This window comes from Streptomyces sp. NPDC088794 (assembly GCF_044750545.1).
Classification (GTDB): domain Bacteria; phylum Actinomycetota; class Actinomycetes; order Streptomycetales; family Streptomycetaceae; genus Streptomyces.
The window spans coordinates 183,260-206,196 of record NZ_JBIVKB010000013.1 but is presented as its reverse complement, the minus strand read 5'-3'; the positions used below and the strand labels follow the sequence as shown (position 1 = coordinate 206,196).

The window sequence follows — 22,937 nt, the reverse complement described above, 5'->3', positions numbered from 1 at the left end:
GCGCGTGGGGTGAGCGGGAGGGCACGCGTCCAGCGGGGGCGCGGTGGGCTACGCCTGGTGCGGACCGTGAGTGTGCGGGGCACGCCTGCTGCGGGCCGACGCGTGGGCGGGGGCCAGAGTCATGGCGTCGCCCGGCCGTCGGCACGCTGAGGGCCGCGTCCACCGGGCGGGCGTGACCGCGGGCCCGCGAAGGCTTCGGCGACCTGTGCCCTTGCGAGCAAGCGGCCCCGTCGCGCGCTCGTGAGGCGTGTACGAGAGGTCGCACGCCGGGCGCGAGCGTGCACCGCCTCTCGGAGGCCGTACCGCGGAGGAGGGGCCGAGGTGGACAGATCGTCGAGCCGCCCAAGGCAGACATGCGAACGGCCGTTCCGGTGGGACCGGGACGGCCGTTCGGGGTGTGCTGTGTGGTGCTGGGGTCAGACGACCAGGAGTGCGTCCAGCGGGGCGTCCGCGAGGGCCGGTTCCAGGCGGGCCCGACCGTTCAGGAAGCCGAGTTCCATCAGGACCGCCAGGCCCGCGATCTCGGCGCCCGCGCGACGGATGAGCTGGATCGAGGCCTCGGCGGTACCGCCCGTGGCGAGGACGTCGTCGACGACCAGGATGCGGTCGCCGGCGCTCAGATCCTCCGCGTGCACCTCGATCTCCGCCGAGCCGTACTCCAGCTCGTACGACTGCGCGAGGGTCGCTCCGGGGAGCTTGCCCGCCTTGCGTACGGGGATGAAGCCGAGGCCCGCCCGGACGGCGACCGGAGCACCCAGGATGAAGCCACGGGCCTCCAGGCCGACGACCTTGGTCGCGCCGACGCGCTCCGCGATCTCGGCCAGCGCGTCGGTGAGCGCCGTGAAGGCCGCCGGGTCCGCCAGGAGCGGGGTGATGTCCTTGAACACCACGCCCGGCTCCGGGTAGTCCCGCACATCGCGGATCCGGCTGAGCAGCAGCTCCTGGATGTCGGTCATCGGCGCTTCCCGGACGGCCGACCGCGGCCACGGTTGCGGGAGGCGGGCTGGTTGCGCGGCCCGACGACCGCGTGCGCGGCGTCCTCCGGCTCGTCGTCGTACGCCGTGCCGGCGTCGTCGTGCGACTGGGCCGGCTCCCCCTCGGCGGCGGCCTGCGCCCGCTTGGCGAGGACGCGCTTCTTGAGCGCCTTCATCTGCGGCTCCGCCTCCTTGAGGTCGGCGACGAGCGGCGTGGCGATGAAGATCGAGGAGTACGCACCGGCCGCGAGGCCGACGAAGAGCGACAGCGAGATGTCGTTCAGCATGCCCGCACCGAGGAAGGCGCCACCGATGAACAGCAGGGCCCCGACCGGCAGCAGCGCCACCACCGTGGTGTTGATGGACCGCATCAGGGTGCTGTTGATCGAGCGGTTGGCCACATCGCTGTAGGTCCACCGGGTCTGCTTGGTGATGTCCTTGGTCTGCTCCTTGAGGCTGTCGAAGACGACGACCGTGTCGTAGAGCGAGTAACCGAGGATGGTCAGCAGACCGATCACCGTACCCGGCGTGACCTCGAAGCCCACGAGGGCGTAGATGCCGGTGGTGATCGTGATGTCGTGGATCAGGGCGACCAGGGCCGCCAAGGCCATTCGCCACTCGAAGGCGATGGCCAGATAGATCACGACCAGGACCATGAAGATCGCCAGGCCTTCCCAGGCCTTGTTGGCGACCTGGTCGCCCCAGCTGGGGCCGACCAGGTCCGCGGCGATGTTCTCGGAGCTGACCTTGAGGTCCTTGGACAGCTGCGTCTTGATGCCGTCGGACTTGTCGGTGTCGATGCCGGCGATCTGGATGCGCAGGCTGCCGTCGCCGAGCTTCTGCACGATCGCGTCGTGCCCGGAGGCCTCCTCGGCGTAGGTCTCCGCCTGGTTCACCGAGACGGTCATGTGCTTGGGCGTGGTGAAGACCGCGCCGCCCTGGAACTCGATGCCCATGTTCAGGCCGCGCACCGCCAGGCCGAGGATGGCCGTGATGGTGATGAGGATCGAGATGCCGTACCAGATCTTGCGGTTGCCGACGAAGTCGTAACCGACCTCGCCGCGGTGCAGTCGGGCGCCGAGGCTGCCGAGTTTCGACATCTCACGCCTCCTTCGGGTCGACGGGGGCGTGGGGACGGCGGGTGCGGCGCAGCGGCGCCTTGGCTCCCAGGGCCTTCGGGTCGAGGCCGGACCACTTGTGACCGTTCGCGAAGAACTTCCGGCGGGCCAGGAGCGTCATCAGCGGCTTGGTGAAGAGGAAGACGACGACCACGTCGAGCACGGTGGTCAGACCGAGCGTGAACGCGAAGCCCTGGACCTTGCCGACCGTGACGATGAAGAGCACCGCGGCGGCGAGGAACGACACGAAGTCGGAGACCAGGATGGTGCGCCGGGCGCGCGGCCAGGCCCGCTCCACCGCGGGACGCAGCGTGCGGCCCTCGCGGATCTCGTCCCTGATGCGTTCGAAGAACACGATGAACGAGTCGGCCGTGATACCGATCGCGACGATCGCGCCGCAGACCGCCGGCAGGTTCAGCGCGAAGCCGATGGCCGGGCCGAGCAGCGCCATGATCACGTAGGTGAGGATCGCGGAGACCAGCAGCGACGGGATGGCGATGACCGAGAGGCCGCGGTAGAAGATCAGCAGGTAGATGACGACCAGCGCGAGGCCGATCGCGCCGGCGATCAGACCGGCGTGCAGCTGCTCACCGCCGAGGGCCGCGGTCACCGTGGTGACGCTGTCCTCCTTGAAGGTCAGCGGCAGGGCGCCGTACGACAGCATGTTGGCGAGGCTCTGGGCCTCTTCCTGGGTGAAGCTGCCGGAGATCTCCGCGCTGCCGCCCGCGATGGACGAGCTGACACTCGGGGCGGAGACGACCTGACCGTCGAGGACGATGCCGAACTGGTTCTGCGGCTGCTGGTTCTGCGCGAGCTGGCCGGTGATGTCGGCGAACTTCTTGGAGCCACTGCCCGTGAAGTCCATCGTGACCTGCCAGCCGGCGGCCGTGGTCGTGTTGTAGATGGCCTGGGCCTTCTTGACCTCGGTGCCGTCCACGGCGGCGGGGCCGAGCAGGTACTTGAACCAGACGCCGTCGTTCTCGCCGCACGCGACGGTCGACTCGGTGGCCTTGGCGCTCTTGCCTGCCGTGTTCTGGACCGACTTCTTGGAGCAGTCCAGCGCGGTGTACTGGGCCTCCAGCTTGGCGTTCGCGTCGCTGGCGGCGCTGCTGTCGCTCGGCGACGGGGAGGCGCTGGAGGAGGCCGAGGAGCTGGCGCTGGAGCTCGCGGACGGGGTCTCGTCGGCCTTCAGGGCGTCGGTGACGGCACGGCCCTGCGAGGTGGCGGTGTCCGAGGGGCTCGCGGAGCTCGACGCGGACGAGGAGCCGGTCGCCTTGGGAGAGGTCGAGCTCGACGGGCTGCCGGAGGCGCTGCTGGACGCGCTGGGCGAGGTGCTCGGCGTGGCGCCGGCGGAGGCCTCGGTGGCGATCACCGGGCGGAAGTACAGCTTGGCCGTGGTGCCGACCTGCTGGCGGGCTTCCTCGGAGTTCGTGCCCTTGGGGATGTTGACGATGATGTTGCGGTCGCCCTGGGTCTGAACCTCCGCTTCCGAGACACCGAGACCATTGACACGGCGGTTCATGATGTCGACCGCGGTGTCCATGTTGGTCTTGTTGATCGCGGACTCCTGGCCCTTCTCCGGGACCGCCCGGAGAGTGATGCTCGTGCCCCCGGCCAGATCGATACCGAGGCGCGGAGTGGTGTGCCCGGAGGCGAACATCCCTCCGGTGAGCGCCACGATGGCGATCAGGATGAGGGCCAGCGAACGCCCTGGCTTGCTCTGGGCACTCGCGCTCCGGCCCTTCTTAGGTGCTGCCACCTTCTCGTACTCCCTCTCGGGCCGCCGCGCGCCGGATCTGCGGGCGGGCGGCCATGACATGGTGTCGGGACCCCGTGCGAGCTGCGCGTGCTCCAGGGCGTGCGGGAACGGTCCGCACGCCCCTTGGCGCGGCTACTTCGCCTCGGACTCGCCGTCCTTCTTCTTCGGCTCTTCGTCCGACTTCGCCTCAGCGGTCACGATCTCGTCGGCCGGTTCCTCGGGCGCGTCCTTCTTGCCGAGGTCGACGGACTTGTCGTCGGAGGCGGCGGCAGCTTCGTCGGCGGAGTCGTCGGTCTCGGTGAGGGAGGAGGCGTCGTCCGGGACGACGTCGGAGTCGGACTTCAGGTCGTGCTCGACGCCGTGGACGATGCGGTTGTACTCGTCGTCCGACAGAACGGCGCCGATGGCGTTCTTCGCGAAGAGGAGATCGACGCCGGGACCGGCGTCGAGGAGGACCGTCTCCTCGTTTACCTCCTTGACCGTCGCGTAGATACCCCCGATCGTGCGGACGCCGGAGCCTGGCTGCATCTCGTTCCGCATGGACGCGGCCGCCTGCTGCTTGCGCTTGGCCGAGCGGGTCATCAGGAACATGGCCCCGATGAGCACGATGAACGGGAGAAGGGTCACGATATTCACGGGACGGAATTTCCTTCGCACGACCGCGACGGAGAGCGGCCTCATGGATGGGGTATGCATACCGCCGACAAAGGCGGCATCGGCGGAGTCTAAGCGAGTCCGCGCGCATGGAACAACGCTCAGCATGGCACCTGGGTTCCTGACTGGGCCAATGCCGGGTCGTCACGATGCCGTCACGTCCCGAACAGGTCCTGTTGTCCGTTTCCCGGCTGCGCGGCCTGCGGTGGGGTGAGGCCGAGATGTGACCAGGCGGCGGGCGTGGCGACCCGCCCGCGCGGGGTCCGGGCCAGCAGTCCTTCGCGTACGAGAAAGGGTTCGGCGACCTCTTCCACCGTCTCGCGCTCCTCCCCCACCGCGACGGCGAGCGTGGACAGGCCGACCGGTCCGCCGCCGAACAGCTTGAGCAGGGCCTGCAGGACGGCTCGGTCGAGGCGGTCGAGACCGCGCACGTCGACCTCGTAGACGGCGAGGGCCGCGGCGGCGATGTCCCGGTTGATCACGCCGTCCGCCTTGACCTGGGCGTAGTCGCGGACCCGGCGCAGCAGGCGGTTGGCGATACGGGGCGTGCCGCGGGAGCGGCCGGCGATCTCGGCGGCGCCCTCGGTGTCGATCTCGACGTCGAGCAGGTTCGCCGAGCGGTGGATGACGCGCTCCAGTTCGAGGGGTTCGTAGAACTCCATGTGCCCGGTGAAGCCGAAGCGGTCGCGCAGCGGGGGCGGCAGGAGTCCCGCGCGCGTGGTGGCGCCGACGAGCGTGAAGGGCGGCAGCTCCAGGGGGATGGCCGTGGCGCCGGGGCCCTTGCCGACGATGACGTCGACGCGGAAGTCCTCCATCGCCATGTAGAGCATCTCCTCGGCAGGCCGGGACATGCGGTGGATCTCGTCCAGGAAGAGGACCTCGCCCTCCTGGAGGGAGGACAGGATCGCCGCGAGGTCGCCGGCGTGCTGGATCGCGGGGCCGCTGGTGATGCGGATGGGGGCGCCCATCTCCGCCGCGATGATCATCGAGAGGGTGGTCTTGCCGAGGCCGGGGGCGCCGGAGAGCAGCACGTGGTCGGCGGTGGCGCCCCGCGCGCGTGCGGCACGCAGGACCAGGTCCAGCTGCTCGCGGACCTTCTCCTGGCCGATGAACTCGCCCAGGTCCTTGGGGCGCAGGGCGGCCTCGACCGCCTGGTCCTCACCGTCGGCGACCGAGCCCACCAGCCGCTCGGGGGCAGTCTCGTCGGTGGTGTCGTCCCAGTTCACTGACGGTCTCCTAGCGGGCGCGGTTCAGGGTCTGGAGGGCGGCCTTGAGCAACTGGCCCACCTGGGGCGCGCCCTCGGCGGCCTCGGCCTGCGGGGTCACGGCGGCGACGGCCTCGTCGGCCTCGCGCGTGGCGTAGCCGAGGCCGATCAGGGCGGCGTGCAGCTGATCGCGCCAGCCGCTGCTGATCGGGGCGCCGACCACCGCGGCGCCGATCGGCTCGCCCAGCCGGTCCTTGAACTCCAGCAACAGCTTCTGCGCGCCCTTCTTGCCGATGCCCGGGACGGCCATGAGCGCCTTCTCGTCGCCCGTGGCCACCGCCCGGCGCAGGGCGTCCGGCGTGTGCACGGCCAGCATGGCCTGGGCGAGCCGGGGGCCGACGCCGGTCGCGGTCTGGAGCAGCTCGAAGATCTGGCGTTCGTCGTCGTCCACGAAGCCGTACAGGGTCAGCGAGTCCTCGCGTACGACGAGGGAGGTGGCGAGCTTGGCCTGCTTGCCCAGGCGGAGGGTGGACAGCGTGTTCGGTGTGCACTGGACGGCCATGCCGACTCCGCCCACCTCGACCACCGCGGCATCGGGAGCGAGTGCGGCGACCGTGCCGCTGACGAAGGCGATCATGCGAGGCGGCCTTTCGGGGCGTTCGATGCGTTCGGGGCTTTGGCCGGGATCGTTGCTTTGGCCGCGTGCAGGGCGACGGCCTGCTGGAGTCGGTTCTGGGCGGGTGCGCGCCAGATGTGGCAGATGGCGAGCGCGAGGGCGTCGGCGGCGTCGGCCGGCTTCGGGGGCGCGTCGAGCCGGAGCAGCCGGGTCACCATGGCGCCGACCTGGGCCTTGTCGGCGCGACCGCTGCCGGTGACGGCGGCCTTGACCTCGCTCGGGGTGTGCAGGGCGACGGGGATGCCGCGGCGGGCGGCGCAGAGCATGGCGACGGCGCTGGCCTGGGCGGTGCCCATCACCGTGCTCACGTTGTGCTGGCTGAACACCCGCTCCACGGCGACGAATTCGGGCCGGTGTTCGTCCAGCCACGCTTCGATGCCCTGCTCGATGGCGACCAGGCGCAGCCCCAACTCGGCGTCCGCCGGGGTCCGTACGACACCGACGCCCACCATCGTGAGCGGCCGGCCCGCGACGCCTTCGACGACGCCGACACCACACCGCGTGAGACCGGGGTCCACCCCGAGTACCCGCACCGTGCCCCCCTTCGCCTCTTCGCAGCCGAACGTGATCTTTGACTTCACGCCAGGCTATCCGCTGCCACCGACAACAGCGGCGGGCCGGGGGACGTGTGTCCCATCCGGCCCGCCGATACCGCTGAACTCGCGGCAGCGCTACGCGTCGACCTTCTCCATGACCTCGTCGCTGACGTCGAAGTTGGCGAAGACGTTCTGCACGTCGTCGCTGTCCTCGAGGGCGTCGATCAGCTTGAAGATCTTCCGCGCGCCGTCCTCGTCGAGCTCGACCTGCATGGTCGGGACGAAGTTGGCGTCGGCGGAGTCGTAGTCGATGCCGGCGTCCTGGAGCGCGGTGCGGACCGCGACCAGGTCGGTGGCCTCGGAGATGACCTCGAAGGACTCACCGAGGTCGTTGACCTCCTCGGCGCCCGCGTCGAGCACGGCACCCAGGACGTCGTCCTCGGACAGCTCGCCCTTGGGGACGACGACGACGCCCTTGCGGTTGAAGAGGTACGAGACGGAGCCGGGGTCGGCCATGTTCCCGCCGTTGCGGGTCATGGCGACGCGGACGTCCGAGGCGGCGCGGTTGCGGTTGTCGGTGAGGCACTCGATCAGCACCGCGACACCGTTGGGGCCGTAACCCTCGTACATGATCGTCTCGTAGTCGGCGCCACCGGCTTCGAGACCGGCGCCGCGCTTGACGGCGGAGTCGATGTTCTTGTTCGGGACCGAGCTCTTCTTGGCCTTCTGGATGGCGTCGAACAGCGTCGGGTTGCCGGACACATCGGCACCACCGGTACGGGCCGCGACCTCGATGTTCTTGATCATCTTCGCGAAGAGCTTGCCGCGCTTGGCGTCGATCACGGCCTTCTTGTGCTTCGTCGTAGCCCATTTAGAGTGGCCGGACATCTGCCTGTCTCCTTCGCGTAACCCAACTCTTTACGAACCCCAGGAATCCTACTAGGACCCCGGAGCCAGGTTCGCGCGCACCATGTCGACGAACAGGGAGTGCACGCGGTGGTCGCCGGTCAGTTCCGGGTGGAACGACGTGGCGAGCGCGTTGCCCTGGCGGACCGCGACGATGTGGCCGTCGTGCTCGGCGAGCACCTCGGTCTCGGCGCCGACGGACTCGACCCAGGGGGCGCGGATGAAGACGCCCTCCACAGGATCGCCCCCGACGCCCTTCACGTCGACCGTCGCTTCGAAGGACTCGTTCTGACGTCCGAAGGCGTTGCGGCGCACGATCATGTCGATGCCGCCGATCGTCTCCTGGCCCGAGCGCGGGTCGAGGATCTTGTCGGCGAGCATGATCATGCCGGCGCAGGTGCCGTAGACGGGCAGACCTGCACGCACGCGTGCGCGCAGGGGGTCCATCAGTCCGAAGAGGACGGCCAGCTTGGAGATGGTGGTGGACTCACCGCCGGGGACGACGAGTCCGTCCACCTCGGCGAGTTCCTCGGGGCGCCTGACCTGCCTGGCCACGGCGTCGGCCGCGGCCAGGGCGATCAGGTGCTCCCGTACGTCGCCCTGGAGGGCCAGGACGCCTATGACAGGGGCTGTCTCGCTCATCTACGTGACTACCAGCCGCGGTTGGCGTAGCGCTCGGCCTCGGGGAGGGTGTCGCAGTTGATGCCGACCATGGCCTCGCCGAGGTTGCGGGACGCGTCCGCGATGATCTTCGGGTCGTCGTAGAAGGTCGTCGCCTTCACGATGGCGGCGGCACGCTTGGCCGGGTCGCCGGACTTGAAGATGCCGGAGCCGACGAAGACGCCCTCGGCGCCGAGCTGGCGCATGAGCGCGGCGTCGGCGGGGGTGGCCACGCCACCGGCGGAGAACAGGACGACCGGGAGCTTGCCGAGCTCGGCGACCTCCTTGACGATCTCGTACGGGGCGCGCAGCTCCTTGGCGGCGGCGTACAGCTCGTTGTTGTCGTAGCCGCGCAGCCTGGCTATCTCGTTCTTGATCTGGCGCAGGTGACGGACCGCCTCGACGACGTTGCCGGTGCCGGCCTCGCCCTTGGAGCGGATCATCGCGGCGCCCTCGGCGATGCGGCGCAGGGCCTCGCCCAGGTTGGTGGCACCACAGACGAAGGGGGTCGTGAAGGCCCACTTGTCGGAGTGGTTGACCTCGTCGGCCGGGGTGAGGACCTCGGACTCGTCGATGTAGTCGACGCCGAGGGACTGGAGCACCTGGGCCTCGACGAAGTGGCCGATGCGGGACTTGGCCATGACCGGGATGGAGACGGCCTCGATGATCCCCTCGATCATGTCCGGGTCGGACATCCGGGCCACGCCGCCGTCCTTGCGGATGTCGGCCGGGACCCGCTCCAGGGCCATGACGGCGACGGCGCCCGCGTCCTCGGCGATCTTCGCCTGCTCCGGCGTGACGACGTCCATGATCACGCCGCCCTTGAGCTGCTCGGCCATGCCGCGCTTCACGCGCGCGGTGCCGGTCTCGGGGGTCTGGTTTTCGGAGAACGTGCTGGACACGGGTGACCTCGCTCGGTGAAAGAGGGTTTCTGCACCACCGAGGAAACGCGAGTGGACCAGTCCACTGCAAGGGCCAATGGGTAGGCGGTGGATCCTTTTCGCGTGCGAGGGACCGCGCGACCGCCCCGAACAGGCCTTACGCCGCCCGGTCCACCAGTGCCGCCGGCGGCTCGTCGTCCATCTCGAAGGCCATCGGGAACGGGGCGTGTCCTGCCAGGTGGAACCAGCGGACCTTGCGGTGGTCGCGCAGCCGGCGGGCCGCGCCGACCGCGTCGTTGTGGAAGCGCCGGGCCATCGGCACGCGGCGTACGGCCTCGGTGAGTTCGTGGGCCGCCGAGTCTCCCCCGGGGGCCTCGCGCACCACCTCCACCTGCTGGGCCTCAGCGAAGACGGCCCGCAGCGCCTGGCTCAGGTCGCTCTCGGCGACCTCCCGCTGCTCCTCCTCGGCCTGCCGGGCCGCGTGCGCCGCCTCGTACAGGACGATCGAGGCGGCCGGGTCGAGGACACCGGAGGTCGCCAACTCCTGCGCCACGGAGGCCCTGCGGAGCAGCTGGGCGTCAAGTGCCGCGCGCGCGGCGTCGATCCGGGCGTGCAGCCGGTCAAGACGGCCGGCCGTCCAGCTCAGGTAGAGGCCGATCGCCACGAGAACGACGAGGATCCAGATCAAGGTAGCGCTCACGCGCCGCACCCTACGCTCTGCGGGTTCGGCGTTGTGACGTGCGGGGTGTCGTGGCGGCGTGCGGGGTGTTGGCGTGGCCGTCGTTCTGGGGGCTGCCGCCCCCAGGCCCCTGCTTCGGCCTGGACGGCCTCGTCCTCAAACGCCGGACGGGCTGAAATTGCCGACCTGCGCCCGGGAGAGACGCCCGCCTCAGTCCCGCGCCAGCCCGAACCGCGCCCGCAAGCCCGGACCCCGCCCCTCGTCGTCCGCCGCCGCCACCGCTGCCGCGCCCTGCGTCACCGTCTCGTACACCGAGAGGATGTCCGCGCCGACCGTCGACCAGTCGAAGCGGCGTACGTGGGCGCTGCCCCGGGTGCGGAGTTCGGCCAGGCGGGTCGGGTCGGCGAGCAGGCGTACGGCCGCCTCGGCCAGGGAGTCGGGGCTCTCGTTGGTGAAGAGCTCGCCCGCCGCGCCCTGGTCCAGGACCTGGGCGAAGGCGTCCAGGTCCGAGGCGAGGACGGGGGCGCCCGCGGACATGGCCTCCACGAGGATGATGCCGAAGCTCTCGCCGCCGGTGTTGGGGGCGATGTAGAGGTCGACGCTGCGCAGGAAGCGGGCCTTGTCCTCGTCGCTGATCATGCCGAGGAACTCGACGCGCGGGCGGAGTTCGGCGGGGAGGGACTCGACCGCCTCCTTCTCGTCGCCCCGGCCCGCCACCAGGAGCCTGGTCTGCGGGCGCTCGGCGAGGATCCTGGGGAGGGCGCGCATCAGGACGGGCAGACCCTTGCGGGGCTCGTCGATGCGGCCGATGAAGCCGATCGTGTTGCCCTGCCACTCGGGCTTGGGCTCGGCGCGGGCGAAGAAGTCGACGTCGACACCGTTCGGGATGACGACCGCGTCGCCGCCGAGGTGCTCGACCAGCGTGCGGCGGGCGTACTCGCTCACCGCGATGCGCGCGCTGATCTTCTCCAGGGCCGCCTGGAGGATGGCGTACGCGGCGATCATGGCCCGCGAGCGCGGGTTGGAGGTGTGGAAGGTCGCCACGATCGGGCCCGAGGCCGCCCAGCAGGCCAGCAGGCCGAGCGAGGGCGAGGTCGGCTCGTGGATGTGGATGACGTCGAACTCGCCGTCGTGCAGCCAGCGGCGCACCCGCGCGGCGCTCAGGAAGCCGAAGTTGAGGCGGGCCACCGAGCCGTTGTACGGCACCGGGACCGCGCGCCCTGCCGAGACGACGTACGGCGGCAGCGGGGTGTCGTCGTCGGCCGGGGCGAGGACCGAGACCTCGTGCCCCAGGCGGATGAAGTAGGCGGCGAGGTCGCGGATGTGGAACTGGACGCCACCGGGCACGTCCCAGGAGTAGGGGCAGACGATGCCGATCCTCACGTGGTCCCCTTCTCGGGGTCGCCGGGGTTCTTCGCGGGGTCGAGATCCTTGAGCCACAAGCGCTGCAGCATGTGCCAGTCCTCCGGGTGGTCGGCGATCCCCGTGGCGAAGGCATCCGCCAGCGCCTGTGTCATGACAGACGTCTTTTCGGCCCGGCCACCTGTCTCCGGGACCGCGATCGGTGGATGGACGCGTCCCCGCATCACGGGCGAGTCGTCGTACCAGAGCGTCACCGGGAGCAGCAGCGCGCCGGTCTGCTGGGCCAGCAGGGCCGGGCCCGCGGGCATCCGGGTGGCCTCGCCGAAGAACTGCACCTCGACGCCGGAGGAGGACAGGTCGCGCTCGGCGACCAGACAGACCAGGCCGCCGTCGCGCAGCCGTCGGGCCAGCGTGCCGAAGGCGGTACCGCCACTGTGCGGGAGGACCTCCATGCCGAGGCCCTCGCGGTAGGCGACGAAACGGTCGTACAAAGTCTCCGGCTTGAGGCGCTCGGCGACCGTGGTGAACGGTGTCTCCAGCTTGGTGGTGACCCAGGCGCCGGCGAGATCCCAGTTGGCCATGTGCGGCAGCGCGAGGATGACGCCCTTGTCGGAGGCGATCCCGTCGGTCAGGTGGTGCACGTCCTTGGGGTCGAAGCCGTTCCTGACCCGGTCGGCGCTCCAGGCGGGCAGCCGGAAGGACTCCATCCAGTAGCGCAGGTACGAGCGCATCCCCGCGCGCGAGAGCTCGGCGAGCCGCTCGGGGCTCGCGTCGGGCACCACGCGCGCGTAGTTGCTCTCAAGCCGCTGGACGCCCTTGCCGCGCCGCTTCCAGGCCAGGTCGGCGATGGTGCGGCCGAGCCGGACGGCGACGGGTTCCGGGAGCTTCTTGACCGTGCCCCAGCCCAGGCCGTACAGCCCGTCCGTCAGCCGGTCCCGCGCACTCACGTGGCCGCACCGCTCTCCTGCTCGGCCGCCTCGGCCTCGGCCTGCGCCTCCGCCTCCGCCGACTCGCGGCGCACGGTGACCACCCGCTGGACCAGCGTGACCAGGCTGCCGACGGCGACGATCCACAGGGCGACGGGCAGCAGGTACTGGATGCCCGGGACGCCGAACTTGTGCAGACCGGCGAGGCCGCACGCGACCAGCGAGATCACCAGCCGCTCGGCCCGCTCGATCAGCCCGTTGACGGCGACCGGCAGGCCGATCGACTCGCCGCGCGCCTTGGTGTACGACACCACCTGGCCGCTGGCCAGGCAGAAGATCGAGACGGCGCACAGGGCGATGTCGTCGCCACCGCCCGCGTACCAGAGCGCCAGGCCGCCGAAGACCGCGCTGTCGGCCACCCGGTCCAGCGTGGAGTCCAGGAACGCGCCCCAGCGGCTGGAGCGGCCCAGCTGGCGGGCCATGTTGCCGTCGACGAGGTCGGAGAAGACGAAGAGCGTGATCACGACCGTGCCCCAGAAGAACTCGCCCATGGGGTAGAAGACCAGCGCGCCCGCGACCACTCCGGCGGTGCCCAGGAGCGTGACCGTGTCGGGGCTGACGCCCCGGCGGATCAGGAACGAGGCGAACGGCGTGAGAACACGCGTGAAGAAAGCACGCGCGTACTTGTTCAGCATGGCCTTCCCGAGGGTCGGTGTGGCCGCGCGGCCCCTGCTGGCCACCGGCTGGCCCATCGTAGCCACGCGTGCGCGTGTACGACGTCCGGGCACCCGGACGCCCGGGCCCGAGATCCGGCGGACGGCTCATGAGGGACAGCATGCGGCGGGATCGCGTCCGCTGTATGGACGCACCGTGACGGGAGTGGAAAGCTCGAAGCACCGCGGGCGTCATCGGAGCCGCCACCGCACGCGGCCCCCGCATGTCCGCGCCCACAGTGACCTCACCGTGCACGGGAGGCAAGGCCATGGGCGACAAGGCGAACGCACACCCCGGAGCCGCCGGCAGGGCAACAGCGGCCGACCACCCCGCGTCCGTACGGAATGTGGTGCTGGTCGGCCACTCCGGATCGGGCAAGACGACTTTGGTGGAGGCTCTCGCGCTCACCGCGGGGGCCGTGAACCGGGCGGGCCGCGTCGAGGACGGCGGCACCGTTTCCGACTACGACGAGATAGAACACCGACAACAACGCTCGGTGCAGCTCTCCCTGGTGCCGGTCGAATGGGACGGCATCAAGGTCAATGTTCTCGACACCCCCGGATACGCCGACTTCGTCGGGGAACTCAGGGCCGGTCTGCGAGCGGCGGACGCGGCCCTTTTCGTCGTCTCGGCCTCCGACGGCGTGGACGGCTCGACGCGCATGGTGTGGGAGGAGTGCGCGGCGGTCGGCATGCCGCGGGCCATCGTGGTCACCCATCTGGAGGCCGCTCGGGCGGACTTCGACGAGATGACCAGGACCTGCGCGCAGGCCTTCGGCCGGGACGACCCCGACGCCGTGCTGCCGCTCTATCTGCCACTGCACGGCCCGGAGGGTCCCGACGGGCACGCGCCCGTGACCGGACTGATCGGGCTGCTGTCGCAGAAGCTGTTCGACTACTCCTCCGGGGAGCGCAAGGAGTCCGAGCCGGGCCCCGACCAGCTGCCCGAGATCGAGGAGGCCCGCAACCGGCTGATCGAGGGGATCATCGCGGAGAGCGAGGACGAGACCCTCATGGACCGCTATCTCGGCGGCGAGGAGATCGACTTCAAGACACTCGTGGAGGACCTGGAGCGAGCCGTCGCGCGCGGTGTCTTCTTCCCGGTCCTGGCCGCCGCCCCCGCGGCCGAGGGCGCCCGGCAGGGCCTGGGCACGGTCGAGCTCCTGGAGCTGGTCACCGGCGGCTTCCCGACCCCGCTGGAGCGCGCGGCGCCCGGGGTCACCACGGTCGCGGGCACACCGCGCGAGCTGAAACCGTGCGACCCGGACGGGCCACTGGTCGCGGAGGTCGTGAAGACGGCGTCCGACCCGTACGTCGGCCGGGTCTCGCTGGTACGGGTCTTCTCCGGCACCCTGCGCCCCGACGAGACGGTGCACGTCTCCGGGCACGGGCTCGCCGACCGCGGGCACGAGGACCACGACGTGGACGAGCGCGTCGGCGCCCTGTCCGCGCCCTTCGGCAAGCAGCAGCGGAGCCTCACCCACTGCATCGCCGGCGACCTCGCGTGCGTGGCGAAGCTGAACCGCGCGGAGACCGGCGACACCCTCTCCGCCAAGGACGACCCGCTGCTGATGGAGCCGTGGGAGATGCCCGACCCGCTGCTGCCGCTGGCCATCGAGGCGCGCAGCAAGGCGGACGAGGACAAGCTCTCGCAGGGCCTGTCCCGGCTGGTCGCCGAGGATCCGACGATGCGGCTCGAACAGAACCCGGACACGCACCAGGTGGTGCTGTGGTGCCTGGGCGAGGCCCACGCGGACGTGGCACTGGAACGGCTGCGCAGCCGGTACGGCGTCCAGGTGGACGTCGTGGCGCACCGGGTCTCCCTGCGGGAGACGTTCGCCGGCCGGTCGGCGGGACGCGGCCGGCACGTCAAACAGTCCGGTGGGCACGGGCAGTTCGCGATCTGCGAGATCGAGGTGGAGCCGCTGCCCGGCGGTTCGGGCATCGAGTTCGTGGACAAGGTGATCGGCGGCGCGGTACCACGCCAGTTCATCCCCTCGGTGGAGAAGGGGGTACGCACCCAGGCGGCCAGGGGCGTCGCGGCCGGCTATCCGCTCATCGACGTCCGGGTGACGCTGCTCGACGGCAAGGCGCACTCCGTGGACTCCTCGGACGCGGCCTTCCAGACGGCCGGCGCACTGGCGCTGCGGGAGGCCGCCTCCGACGTGGGCATCCATCTGCTGGAGCCGGTGGCCGAGGTGACGATCCTGGTCGGCGACGACTACGTGGGCGCCGTGATGAGCGACCTGTCCGGGCGGCGCGGCCGGGTGCTGGGCACGGAACAGACCAGCGGCGCCCGCACCCTCGTACGGGCCGAGGTGCCCGAGATCGAGATCGGGCGGTACGCCGTCGATCTGCGGTCCCTCTCGCACGGCACCGCGCGCTTCAACCGGGCGTACGCCCGGCACGAGCCGATGCCCCCGCAGATCGCCGAGAGGATCCGTGAAGAGACCGACCACGCCTCGTAGTTGACACCGGAAGCGCCCGCCGAACGGCCACCGGGCCCTGTTCCGGCGGCTGTTGCGGAACGTTTCCCTCCGTCTCGGCGGGCGGCTTCGGCCGTCCGCCGACGAATGTCGGTGCCTGCGGATACGCTGATGACCTGATCAACAGGTGTGCGGAGCACGGAAGTCGGGAAGGCCGCAGGAGCGACACCGGCGGCGATCGGGGGCGGTAGATGACAGTCGGGACCGGTTACGAGGACGCCTTCGGGCCACAGGTGCCTCTGTCGGGCGGTGGCAGCCAGACGGCGACGTTCGCCCTCGCGTCCGCTGCCTACCGGGACAATCCGATCGAGGAGATCAAGAAGGCCGACAACGAGTGGCACCAGACGACCCTCAAGGAGGGCCAGAAATGGTCCACGGGGCTGTTCAAGCCCAACCTCGGCGAGGCGTTCTCCAGGGCCGTGATCGACCGCATGATCGGACCCGGCCGCAAGCCGCTCATCCAGTCCTTCGGCATGGAGCCCCAGGTCGTCGTCGAGCACTGCCTCGCCGCGTACCGGCTCCGCCGTGAGCGCGACAAGCGCCTGTCCACGGTCATGGTGCTGTGCGGGCTGCTGTTCCTGCCCGGGCTGCTGGTCTGGCTGGCGGTCTTCCAGATCCGCACGATGATCGACAAGAACACCAACAAGCGGGCCTCGGCCCTCGCCACGACCCTGCTCGTCGGTGTCGGCGCGCTCGCGGTCATCTTCCTGGTCCGCATGCCGTTCACGGGCTTCTGGGCCTGGTACGCGCGTGCGTGCGTGATCGTTCCCGTCCTCGGCTGGTTCTGGGCCAAGCAGATCTGCGAGAGTGCGGCGAAGGACCTGCGGGGGCGCTGGGACAGCCTGCTCGCGGGCAGCAGCATCGGCGCCCAGGTCCCCGAAGCGGTGCCGACCAGCCCCGCCCAGACGCAGGCCGAGCAGCTGCGCCAGTCGCTCGCCAGGCTCAGCGCCGAGCAGCAGTCCAACGCCGTCTTCTACGCGGGCCCCAAGGGCATCCTCGGCATGGGCACGCGCTGGGGCAGCTGGCAGCTCGCCGAGGACCTCAAAGCGGCCGACCCGACCCGCGAGATCCACCCGTTCCGCAGCTGGGACGTCATACGCGCGATCCACGACCAGCTGCGCATGCTGGAGCGCGGCCCGCTCAACACGGGCGGTTTCCCGCCGCCCTCGATACGGCACTGGATCGTCACGCCGATCGGCGAGGGCGCGAAGGCGGTGTCCCGGACCGAGCAGTCGGCGGACGTGGAGGCCTTCCAGCACCGGACCCACTCGATACAGGACATCTGCAACAAGCAGCAGTTCGGCAGCGGGGAGCGGCACTACCTCGGCGTGCAGTGGACGCTGTGGGACGGCCAGTTGATCATCACGATGATGATCACCGTGACGGTGCTGCACGAGACGCTGCGCATCGAGGTGACCGGGCATGCGCTCGGGCCGGTGAACCCCCTCTTCATGGACAAGCCCTCGGCCCCGACCAGGAGCGTCCAGAAGTCGGTCAAACGCTGGGAGAGCCGGACGGTGAAGCTGCCGCTGGTCCCCACGAACGAGGTCGTACGGCTCGCCGTCCGCGCCCCGATCACCTGGTACCCGCCGCTGCTGAACTACCTCGGCGGCACGATGGCCCTGCCCGAGCCGTTCGGCATGCGGCACGCCTGGGCCGACCAGCCCTGGCGCCACCGCTTCATGGCCGACGACGCGCTGCGCGCCGCCACGCCGGTCCTGCGGGTCGTGCACGCGGCGGCGATCAAGGTCCTCGCGGAGAACGGCGTGGACACGGAGAAGTTCGGCGCGAGGTCGGCGTTCCTGAGCGGCGCGGTCCAGGACCCGAGCCCGCGAAAGGCCGACCTGTACGACGCGTAGAGGTCAGCCGAGGCCCGCGGGCGGCACGTCAGCCCGTGGGCCAGGCGTCCGCCAGCATCTTCCGGGTGTCCGCCAGCAGCTGCGGCAGCACCCGTGTGTGCCCCACCACCGGCATGAAGTTCGTGTCGCCGCCCCAGCGCGGGACGATGTGCTGGTGCAGGTGCGCGGCGATACCGGCGCCGGCGACCGAGCCCTGGTTCATACCGATGTTGAAGCCGTGCGCGCCGGAGGCGGTACGCAGAGCCGTCATCGCCTGCTTGGTGAGCGCGGCCAGTTCGGCCGTCTCCGGGTCGGTGAGGTCCGTGTAGTCGGCGACGTGCCGGTAGGGCACGACCATGAGGTGACCGCCGTTGTACGGGTACAGGTTGAGCACCCCGTACACATGCTCACCGCGCCTGACGATCAGACCGTCCTCGTCGGATTTCGCCGGGATCGAGCAGAAGGGGCAGCCGTCGTCGGCGCCGGGGCCCGTCGGCTTGTTCTCGCCCTGGATGTAGGCCATCCGATGCGGCGTCCACAGGCGCTGGAAGGCGTCCTGCGTCCCCACTCCCAACTGCTGCTCCGGCTCACTCGTCATGCAGTGCAGCATATTGCGTCGCCCGTTCGCGGCGTGTCGCCGGGGTTGCGCGAAAAGCCCGCCGGGCCAAGCTGGCCCGATGGACGATGCGATGGACGACGACAGCCCCAAGGCCCGCTGGGAACGGCGCACGGAGGTCCCCCTCGCCGTGGCGTCGCTGGTCTATCTCGCCTCGTACGCGATCCAGGTCCTCGCCCGGGGTCTGCCCGACGATCTGCGGGACCTCTGCCTGGCCGTACTGCTGCTCGCCTGGGCGCTGTTCGCCGTCGACTACGCGGTCCGGTGGCGGCTGAGCGGACAGCGCCTGCGCTTCGTACGGACGCACTGGCTGGACACCCTGGTGCTGATCCTGCCGCTGCTGCGCCCGCTGCGGGTCGTGCGGGTCTACGAGGCCGTGCAGCGCCGGCACGGCAGGCCCCGGCTCGTGCTGCACGCGCGCGTGATCGTCTACGCAGGGCTGTCCACGGTGCTGCTCGGCTTCGCCGGGGCGCTCGCCGTCTACCAGCAGGAGCGCGGGGCGCCGGACGCGACGATGCGCACCTTCGGGGACGCGGTCTGGTGGACCTGCTCGACCCTGGCCACCGTCGGCTACGGCGACATCGCGCCGGTGACGCCGCTGGGCCGGCTGATCGCGGTCGGCATGATGGCCATCGGCCTGGCCCTGCTCGGCGCGGTGACCGGCACGTTCGCCTCCTGGCTGCTCCAGGTGTTCTCGCGGGAGGACGACGAGTGGCCCCCGGGGAGGTGAACTCCCCGGGGGCCATGGCGTCTTAGATCAGGCGGGATCAGACCTGAACGCGGTCCTCGACGACCTGCTGGATCTTCGCGATGGCCTCGTCGAACGGGATGCCGTTCTCCTGCGAACCGTCGCGGTAGCGGAAGGACACCGAGCCGCCCGCCATGTCCTCGTCGCCGGCGATGACCATGAAGGGCACCTTCTGCTTCTGGGCGTTGCGGATCTTCTTCTGCATCCGGTCGGACGAGGAGTCGACCTCGACGCGCAGCCCCTTCTTCTTGGCCGCGGCGGCGAACTTCTCCAGGTACTCGACGTGACCGTCGCCGATCGGGATGCCGACCGCCTGCACGGGCGCGAGCCAGGCCGGGAAGGCGCCCGCGTAGTGCTCCAGGAGGACCGCGAAGAACCGCTCGATCGAGCCGAAGAGGGCGCGGTGGATCATCACCGGGCGCTGCTTGGCGCCGTCGGGTCCGGTGTACTCCAGGTCGAAGCGCTCGGGCAGGTTGAAGTCGAGCTGGATCGTCGACATCTGCCAGGTTCGGCCGATCGCGTCCTTGGTCTGGACGGAGATCTTGGGACCGTAGAACGCGGCGCCGCCCGGGTCGGGCACGAGGGGCAGCCCCTGCTTCTCGGCCACCTGACGGAGGGTCTCCGTGGCCTCTTCCCAGGCCTCGTCGGAGCCGACGAACTTCTCCGGGTCCTTGGTGGACAGTTCCAGGTAGAAGTCGGTCAGACCGTAGTCCCGCAGCAGGCCGAGGACGAAGGTGAGCGTCTTGTCGAGCTCCTCCGACATCTGCTCGCGCGTGCAGTAGATGTGCGCGTCGTCCTGCGTGAAGCCGCGCGCGCGGGTGAGGCCGTGCACGACGCCCGACTTCTCGTACCGGTACACGGTCCCGAACTCGAAGAGGCGCAGCGGGAGTTCACGGTAGGAACGGCCGCGCGCGTCGAAGATCAGGTTGTGCATCGGGCAGTTCATGGGCTTGAGGTAGTAGTCCACGCCCTCGTCGAGCTGCATGGGCGGGTACATGCCGTCGGCGTACCAGTCCAGGTGCCCGGACGTCTCGAAGAGCTTCCCCTTCGTGGCGTGCGGGGTGTAGACGAACTCGTAGCCCTCCTCCTCGTGCCGGCGGCGCGAGTAGTCCTCCATCACCCGGCGGATGATGCCGCCCTTGGGGTGGAAGACGGCGAGGCCGGAGCCGATCTGCTCGGGGATCGAGAAGAGGTCCAGCTCGGAGCCGAGCTTGCGGTGGTCGCGCTTCTCGGCCTCGGCGAGGAAGTCGAGGTGGCCCTTCAGCTCTTCCTTGGTGGGCCAGGCGGTGCCGTAGATGCGCTGGAGCATCGGGTTCTTCTCGCTGCCGCGCCAGTAGGCGGCCGCGTTGCGCATCAGCTTGAACGCCGGGATGTTCCGGGTGGAGGGCAGGTGGGGACCGCGGCACAGGTCCTTCCAGCACAGCTCGCCGGTCTTGGCGTCCAGGTTGTCGTAGATCGTCAGCTCGCCGGCGCCGACCTCGACGTCCGCGCCGTCGTCGGTCGAGGCGGAACCCTTGATGCCGATCAGTTCGAGCTTGTACGGCTCCGAAGCCAGCTCCGCGCGGGCCTCCTCGTCGGTCACCACGCGCCGCGAGAAGCGCTGCCCGCGCTTCTGGATCTCCTGCATCTTCTTCTCGACGGCCTTGAGGTCCTCGGGCGTGAACGGCCGCTCGACGTCGAAGTCGTAGTAGAAGCCGTCCTTGACCGGCGGGCCGATGCCCAGCTTGGCGTCGGGGAAGAGCTCCTGCACGGCCTGCGCCATGACGTGCGCGGTGGAGTGGCGCAGGATGTCGAGGCCGTCCTCGGAGGAGATCTCGACGCCCTCGACCTCGTCACCGTCGGCCAGTTCGTACGCGAGGTCCTTCAGCTCGCCGCCCACGCGCGCGGCGACGATGGAGCGCTCGCCCGCGAAGAGGTCGGCGGCCGTAGTGCCCGTCGTCACCACGCGTTCGTCCCGCTCGGAATCGCGTTGGATGATCACACGGACGTCTGACACCGGTCTCTCCTGACTGAAGGTGGGTGCGGCGCCATACCAGGAGCGCGCGCAATAGGGGATCGTACCGACCCCGACCCACCCACCGCGAAACGGCCGCCCCAGGGCCCGCCCGGCGGCTCATGCGGACGCCACCGAGCCCGGCACACCCTCCCGCGGATCGACACACCCCCGCGCGGACCGGCACACTCACCCCCGGCGCAGGAATCCCGTCACCTCGCCGCCTGCCTCCGGCCCCGCCCCGCAACCGGCCCTCCCAGGGTCGATCCCGCCGATCATCCGGCGCCGCCGGGCCCGGCGGCCCCTCCCGCGGACCGACACGCCCTCCCGCGACCCGCCGTCCCACGTCTCAGCCGCCCGCACCGATCGGCGCCGCTTCCCGCAATCCGGCCCGGTCCGCCGGAGGCATCCGCGCTCAGTCGCAGTCGTCCCCCGCGCACGCCTCCTCGAAGAAGTCGAGGTTGTCCTGGAGGGACTTCATCAGCCGGTCGCGCTCCGCTTCGTCCACCTGCACGGGTACGACCCCGCCGGCGCCGCTCAGCCGCCGGAAGCCGCCCCGGCTCTCCAGCCGTCCGTGCACGCGCACCGGCAGTCCTACGAGGTGGGCGTGGCCGGCGATGCGGTAGTCCTCCTCGTCCAGGGCGACGCGCAGGTGCGGGACCTCGGCGCCGGCGATCACGCGCAGCCGCACGCTGCCCTCGCCGCGCGGCCCCGACCTGTGCATCCGGACCACCGTGCCGGTGATGCGGACGGGCACGGACGGTTCGTCGCGCAGGAAGCGGGCGCCGGCCTCGCGCAGCACGGGCAGGTCGCCCGGCGAGAACTCGACGGGCTCCACCCCGGCCGCGCAGTCCGCGGGCACCCCGGCCGCGGGCGCCCACTCGACGGCGATCCGGGCACCCTCGGTGCCGCGCACGAGGGCGATCAGCGCCTCGGTGAGCTCCCGGCTGACGCCCGCCTCGACGGCCCCGTCGAAGGCGTCCATGCCGCCGGTGGCCCGCTGGTAGTCGATGGCCTCGCGGGCTGCGTACAGGGCCTGGTGGAGGCTGACGGCGAGCGGGCGTGCGGTGCCGACGGGCACGAAGGCGGTCAGTCGGCCGCCGCCGGCCGCGGACCCGACCAGGACGCTCTCCAGGAGCGCGGCGGCGGCACGGCGGTGCCTCGCGCCGTAATAGCCGGCACGCGCGCGCGTGGCGAGCGCGCCGGCGAGCAGCATCTGCCGGGCGGCGGCGCGCAGTTGCTCCTCGACGGTCCACGGCGTGGAGTCGGCGGGGCCGGTGGGCACGTCGCGCCACCAGCGGATCTCGTCGCTGGGCACCGCGAGCCCGACGAGCACCTCGCGCGCGGAGGGCGTGCCGCTGCGGGTCAGCGCGAGCAGCGCCTCGCCGAGCAGGTCGTCGCTGTCGGGGAAGGCGCGGCTCTCGGGCACGAGCAGGCTGGTGCCGCCGCCACCCGGTCCGGGCGGGGTCCAGCGGCCGTAGCGCCCGGCGGCTCCGCCGCGCCGCTGCCAGCCGTGCCGGCGCAACAGGGCGCTGAGCACGGCGGGGTCGACCTGGTCGGGCTCGGGGGGACGGTGCCAGACACCGTCCACGGGATGCGGCCTCACCGGTCGGAGTGGCTCCTCCAGGGGGCGGTGCGTCACGGTCTGCCTCCCGTCCCGACCCGCGTCATGATCTCGCACAGCGCGCGGTCGTCGAAGATGCGTGAGGTCGGTACGCGCACGGTGGTCCGGGTCCGGCCGGTGATCGCGTGCCCGGCCAGGTTGACCCAGTAGCAGCAGTGCCGCAGATCGAGCCGGTCGTGGCTGGCGCGCAGCCAGTCGTCCTGGGATCTCGGTACGAGCATCACGACCATGATCTTGTGCACCGAGACCGGCGTGCGCGCGAGCTTGCGCAGGTGCTCGTTGTCCAGCGTGAACGAGAAGAAGCGGCCTGGTGGGTTGGGCGCGATCTGGTACGTGCACTTCAGCTGCACCTTGATGGTGACCTCGTCGTCGACCGTGTGTCCGGGCGAGCCGTGACTGACGTGCCAGTCGATGCCGTTGTCCGGAAACGGCTGCGACAGCGAGCAGCCGGCCGCCGCCGCGACGGCGTGCAGATACCCCACCTGCAGTGTCTCCATGCAGGCGGTGGTGGCGAGTGTGCCGCGATGGGGGCCCGTGCGTTCGGGCAGCAGCCCGCTCCGCTCGGGCTGCGCTATCGCCATGA

21 protein-coding genes are annotated in these 22,937 nt (G+C 70.7%); 3 read left to right on the top strand and 18 right to left on the bottom strand.

Translation table 11 applies throughout. The features are described 5' to 3' along the window. Positions 1-416 precede the first annotated feature (416 nt). The 14 genes from ACIP6U_RS32420 to pgsA all read right to left on the bottom strand — a co-directional run bounded on the left by ACIP6U_RS32420 (position 417) and on the right by pgsA (position 13,088). Positions 417-956, bottom strand: coding sequence for an adenine phosphoribosyltransferase (locus ACIP6U_RS32420; protein WP_401725240.1), 540 nt, complete (start codon positions 954-956; stop codon positions 417-419). Continuing rightward, positions 953-2,074 carry a protein translocase subunit SecF gene (secF, locus tag ACIP6U_RS32415; RefSeq protein ID WP_401725237.1) on the bottom strand — a complete coding sequence of 374 codons (1,122 nt, stop codon included), beginning with the start codon at positions 2,072-2,074 and terminating at the stop codon, positions 953-955. The genes ACIP6U_RS32420 and secF overlap by 4 nt, the downstream gene beginning before the upstream one ends. 1 nt (position 2,075) lies before the next feature. Then, positions 2,076-3,851, bottom strand: a complete 1,776-nt coding sequence (gene secD / locus ACIP6U_RS32410) for a protein translocase subunit SecD (RefSeq protein ID WP_401725234.1) — start codon at positions 3,849-3,851, stop codon at positions 2,076-2,078. Positions 3,852-3,983: 132 nt separating this feature from the next. Then, on the bottom strand, positions 3,984-4,487 hold the full coding sequence (yajC, locus tag ACIP6U_RS32405) for a preprotein translocase subunit YajC (protein WP_401725232.1): 504 nt from the start codon (positions 4,485-4,487) through the stop codon (positions 3,984-3,986). Positions 4,488-4,660: 173 nt separating this feature from the next. Beyond that, positions 4,661-5,731, bottom strand: a complete 1,071-nt coding sequence (gene ruvB / locus ACIP6U_RS32400; RefSeq protein ID WP_401725230.1) for a Holliday junction branch migration DNA helicase RuvB — start codon at positions 5,729-5,731, stop codon at positions 4,661-4,663. A gap of 10 nt (positions 5,732-5,741) precedes the next feature. Continuing rightward, positions 5,742-6,347 (bottom strand): Holliday junction branch migration protein RuvA, encoded by a 606-nt coding sequence (gene ruvA / locus ACIP6U_RS32395; RefSeq protein ID WP_401725227.1) that lies wholly within the window; start codon positions 6,345-6,347, stop codon positions 5,742-5,744. Beyond that, on the bottom strand, positions 6,344-6,919 hold the full coding sequence (ruvC, locus tag ACIP6U_RS32390) for a crossover junction endodeoxyribonuclease RuvC (protein WP_401725609.1): 576 nt from the start codon (positions 6,917-6,919) through the stop codon (positions 6,344-6,346). Before ruvC ends, ruvA begins: the two co-directional genes overlap by 4 nt. Positions 6,920-7,057: 138 nt before the next feature. Then, positions 7,058-7,810 carry a YebC/PmpR family DNA-binding transcriptional regulator gene (locus tag ACIP6U_RS32385; RefSeq protein WP_352180401.1) on the bottom strand — a complete coding sequence of 251 codons (753 nt, stop codon included), beginning with the start codon at positions 7,808-7,810 and terminating at the stop codon, positions 7,058-7,060. Between the two features lie 51 nt (positions 7,811-7,861). Then, complete coding sequence (gene pdxT, locus ACIP6U_RS32380) at positions 7,862-8,470, bottom strand: pyridoxal 5'-phosphate synthase glutaminase subunit PdxT (protein ID WP_401725225.1); 609 nt, start codon at positions 8,468-8,470, stop codon at positions 7,862-7,864. Between the two features lie 8 nt (positions 8,471-8,478). Then, the gene (pdxS, locus tag ACIP6U_RS32375; RefSeq protein ID WP_124002822.1) at positions 8,479-9,390 is read right to left on the bottom strand and encodes a pyridoxal 5'-phosphate synthase lyase subunit PdxS; all 912 of its coding nucleotides are present in this window, start codon (positions 9,388-9,390) and stop codon (positions 8,479-8,481) included. Between the two features lie 136 nt (positions 9,391-9,526). After that, complete coding sequence (locus ACIP6U_RS32370; protein ID WP_124002821.1) at positions 9,527-10,069, bottom strand: hypothetical protein; 543 nt, start codon at positions 10,067-10,069, stop codon at positions 9,527-9,529. A 189-nt stretch (positions 10,070-10,258) separates the two neighbouring features. Continuing rightward, positions 10,259-11,431: a glycosyltransferase family 4 protein gene (locus ACIP6U_RS32365; protein ID WP_401725221.1), complete on the bottom strand. Its 1,173-nt coding sequence runs from the start codon at positions 11,429-11,431 to the stop codon at positions 10,259-10,261. Next, complete coding sequence (locus tag ACIP6U_RS32360; RefSeq protein WP_401725219.1) at positions 11,428-12,357, bottom strand: phosphatidylinositol mannoside acyltransferase; 930 nt, start codon at positions 12,355-12,357, stop codon at positions 11,428-11,430. The genes ACIP6U_RS32365 and ACIP6U_RS32360 overlap by 4 nt, the downstream gene beginning before the upstream one ends. Next, complete coding sequence (pgsA, locus tag ACIP6U_RS32355; protein WP_401725606.1) at positions 12,354-13,088, bottom strand: phosphatidylinositol phosphate synthase; 735 nt, start codon at positions 13,086-13,088, stop codon at positions 12,354-12,356. Before pgsA ends, ACIP6U_RS32360 begins: the two co-directional genes overlap by 4 nt. A 230-nt stretch (positions 13,089-13,318) precedes the next feature. Here pgsA and ACIP6U_RS32350 point away from each other — a divergent pair, with 230 nt between their 5' ends. Continuing rightward, entirely contained in the window at positions 13,319-15,517 is a 2,199-nt protein-coding gene (locus ACIP6U_RS32350; RefSeq protein WP_401725216.1) for an elongation factor G-like protein EF-G2, read from the top strand. 209 nt (positions 15,518-15,726) lie between these two features. Beyond that, the gene (locus ACIP6U_RS32345) at positions 15,727-17,394 is read left to right on the top strand and encodes a hypothetical protein (protein WP_401725213.1); all 1,668 of its coding nucleotides are present in this window, start codon (positions 15,727-15,729) and stop codon (positions 17,392-17,394) included. A gap of 28 nt (positions 17,395-17,422) precedes the next feature. Here the strand turns inward: ACIP6U_RS32345 and ACIP6U_RS32340 are convergent, their stop codons facing one another. Beyond that, positions 17,423-17,983, bottom strand: coding sequence for an HIT family protein (locus tag ACIP6U_RS32340; protein ID WP_401725210.1), 561 nt, complete (start codon positions 17,981-17,983; stop codon positions 17,423-17,425). A 79-nt stretch (positions 17,984-18,062) separates the two neighbouring features. Between ACIP6U_RS32340 and ACIP6U_RS32335 the strand changes: the two genes are divergently transcribed. Next, entirely contained in the window at positions 18,063-18,719 is a 657-nt protein-coding gene (locus ACIP6U_RS32335) for a potassium channel family protein (RefSeq protein WP_401725603.1), read from the top strand. 37 nt (positions 18,720-18,756) lie between these two features. On the opposite strand, the gene thrS is transcribed toward ACIP6U_RS32335, so the two are convergent. From thrS to ACIP6U_RS32320, 3 genes are all read right to left on the bottom strand, one after another. Then, entirely contained in the window at positions 18,757-20,733 is a 1,977-nt protein-coding gene (gene thrS / locus ACIP6U_RS32330) for a threonine--tRNA ligase (protein WP_401725207.1), read from the bottom strand. Between the two features lie 412 nt (positions 20,734-21,145). Next, entirely contained in the window at positions 21,146-22,372 is a 1,227-nt protein-coding gene (locus tag ACIP6U_RS32325) for a hypothetical protein (RefSeq protein WP_401725204.1), read from the bottom strand. Further along, a complete protein-coding gene (locus tag ACIP6U_RS32320; protein ID WP_401725201.1) occupies positions 22,369-22,935 on the bottom strand; it encodes a DUF4365 domain-containing protein in 567 nt (188 codons plus the stop codon). Before ACIP6U_RS32320 ends, ACIP6U_RS32325 begins: the two co-directional genes overlap by 4 nt. Positions 22,936-22,937: the final 2 nt, after the last annotated feature.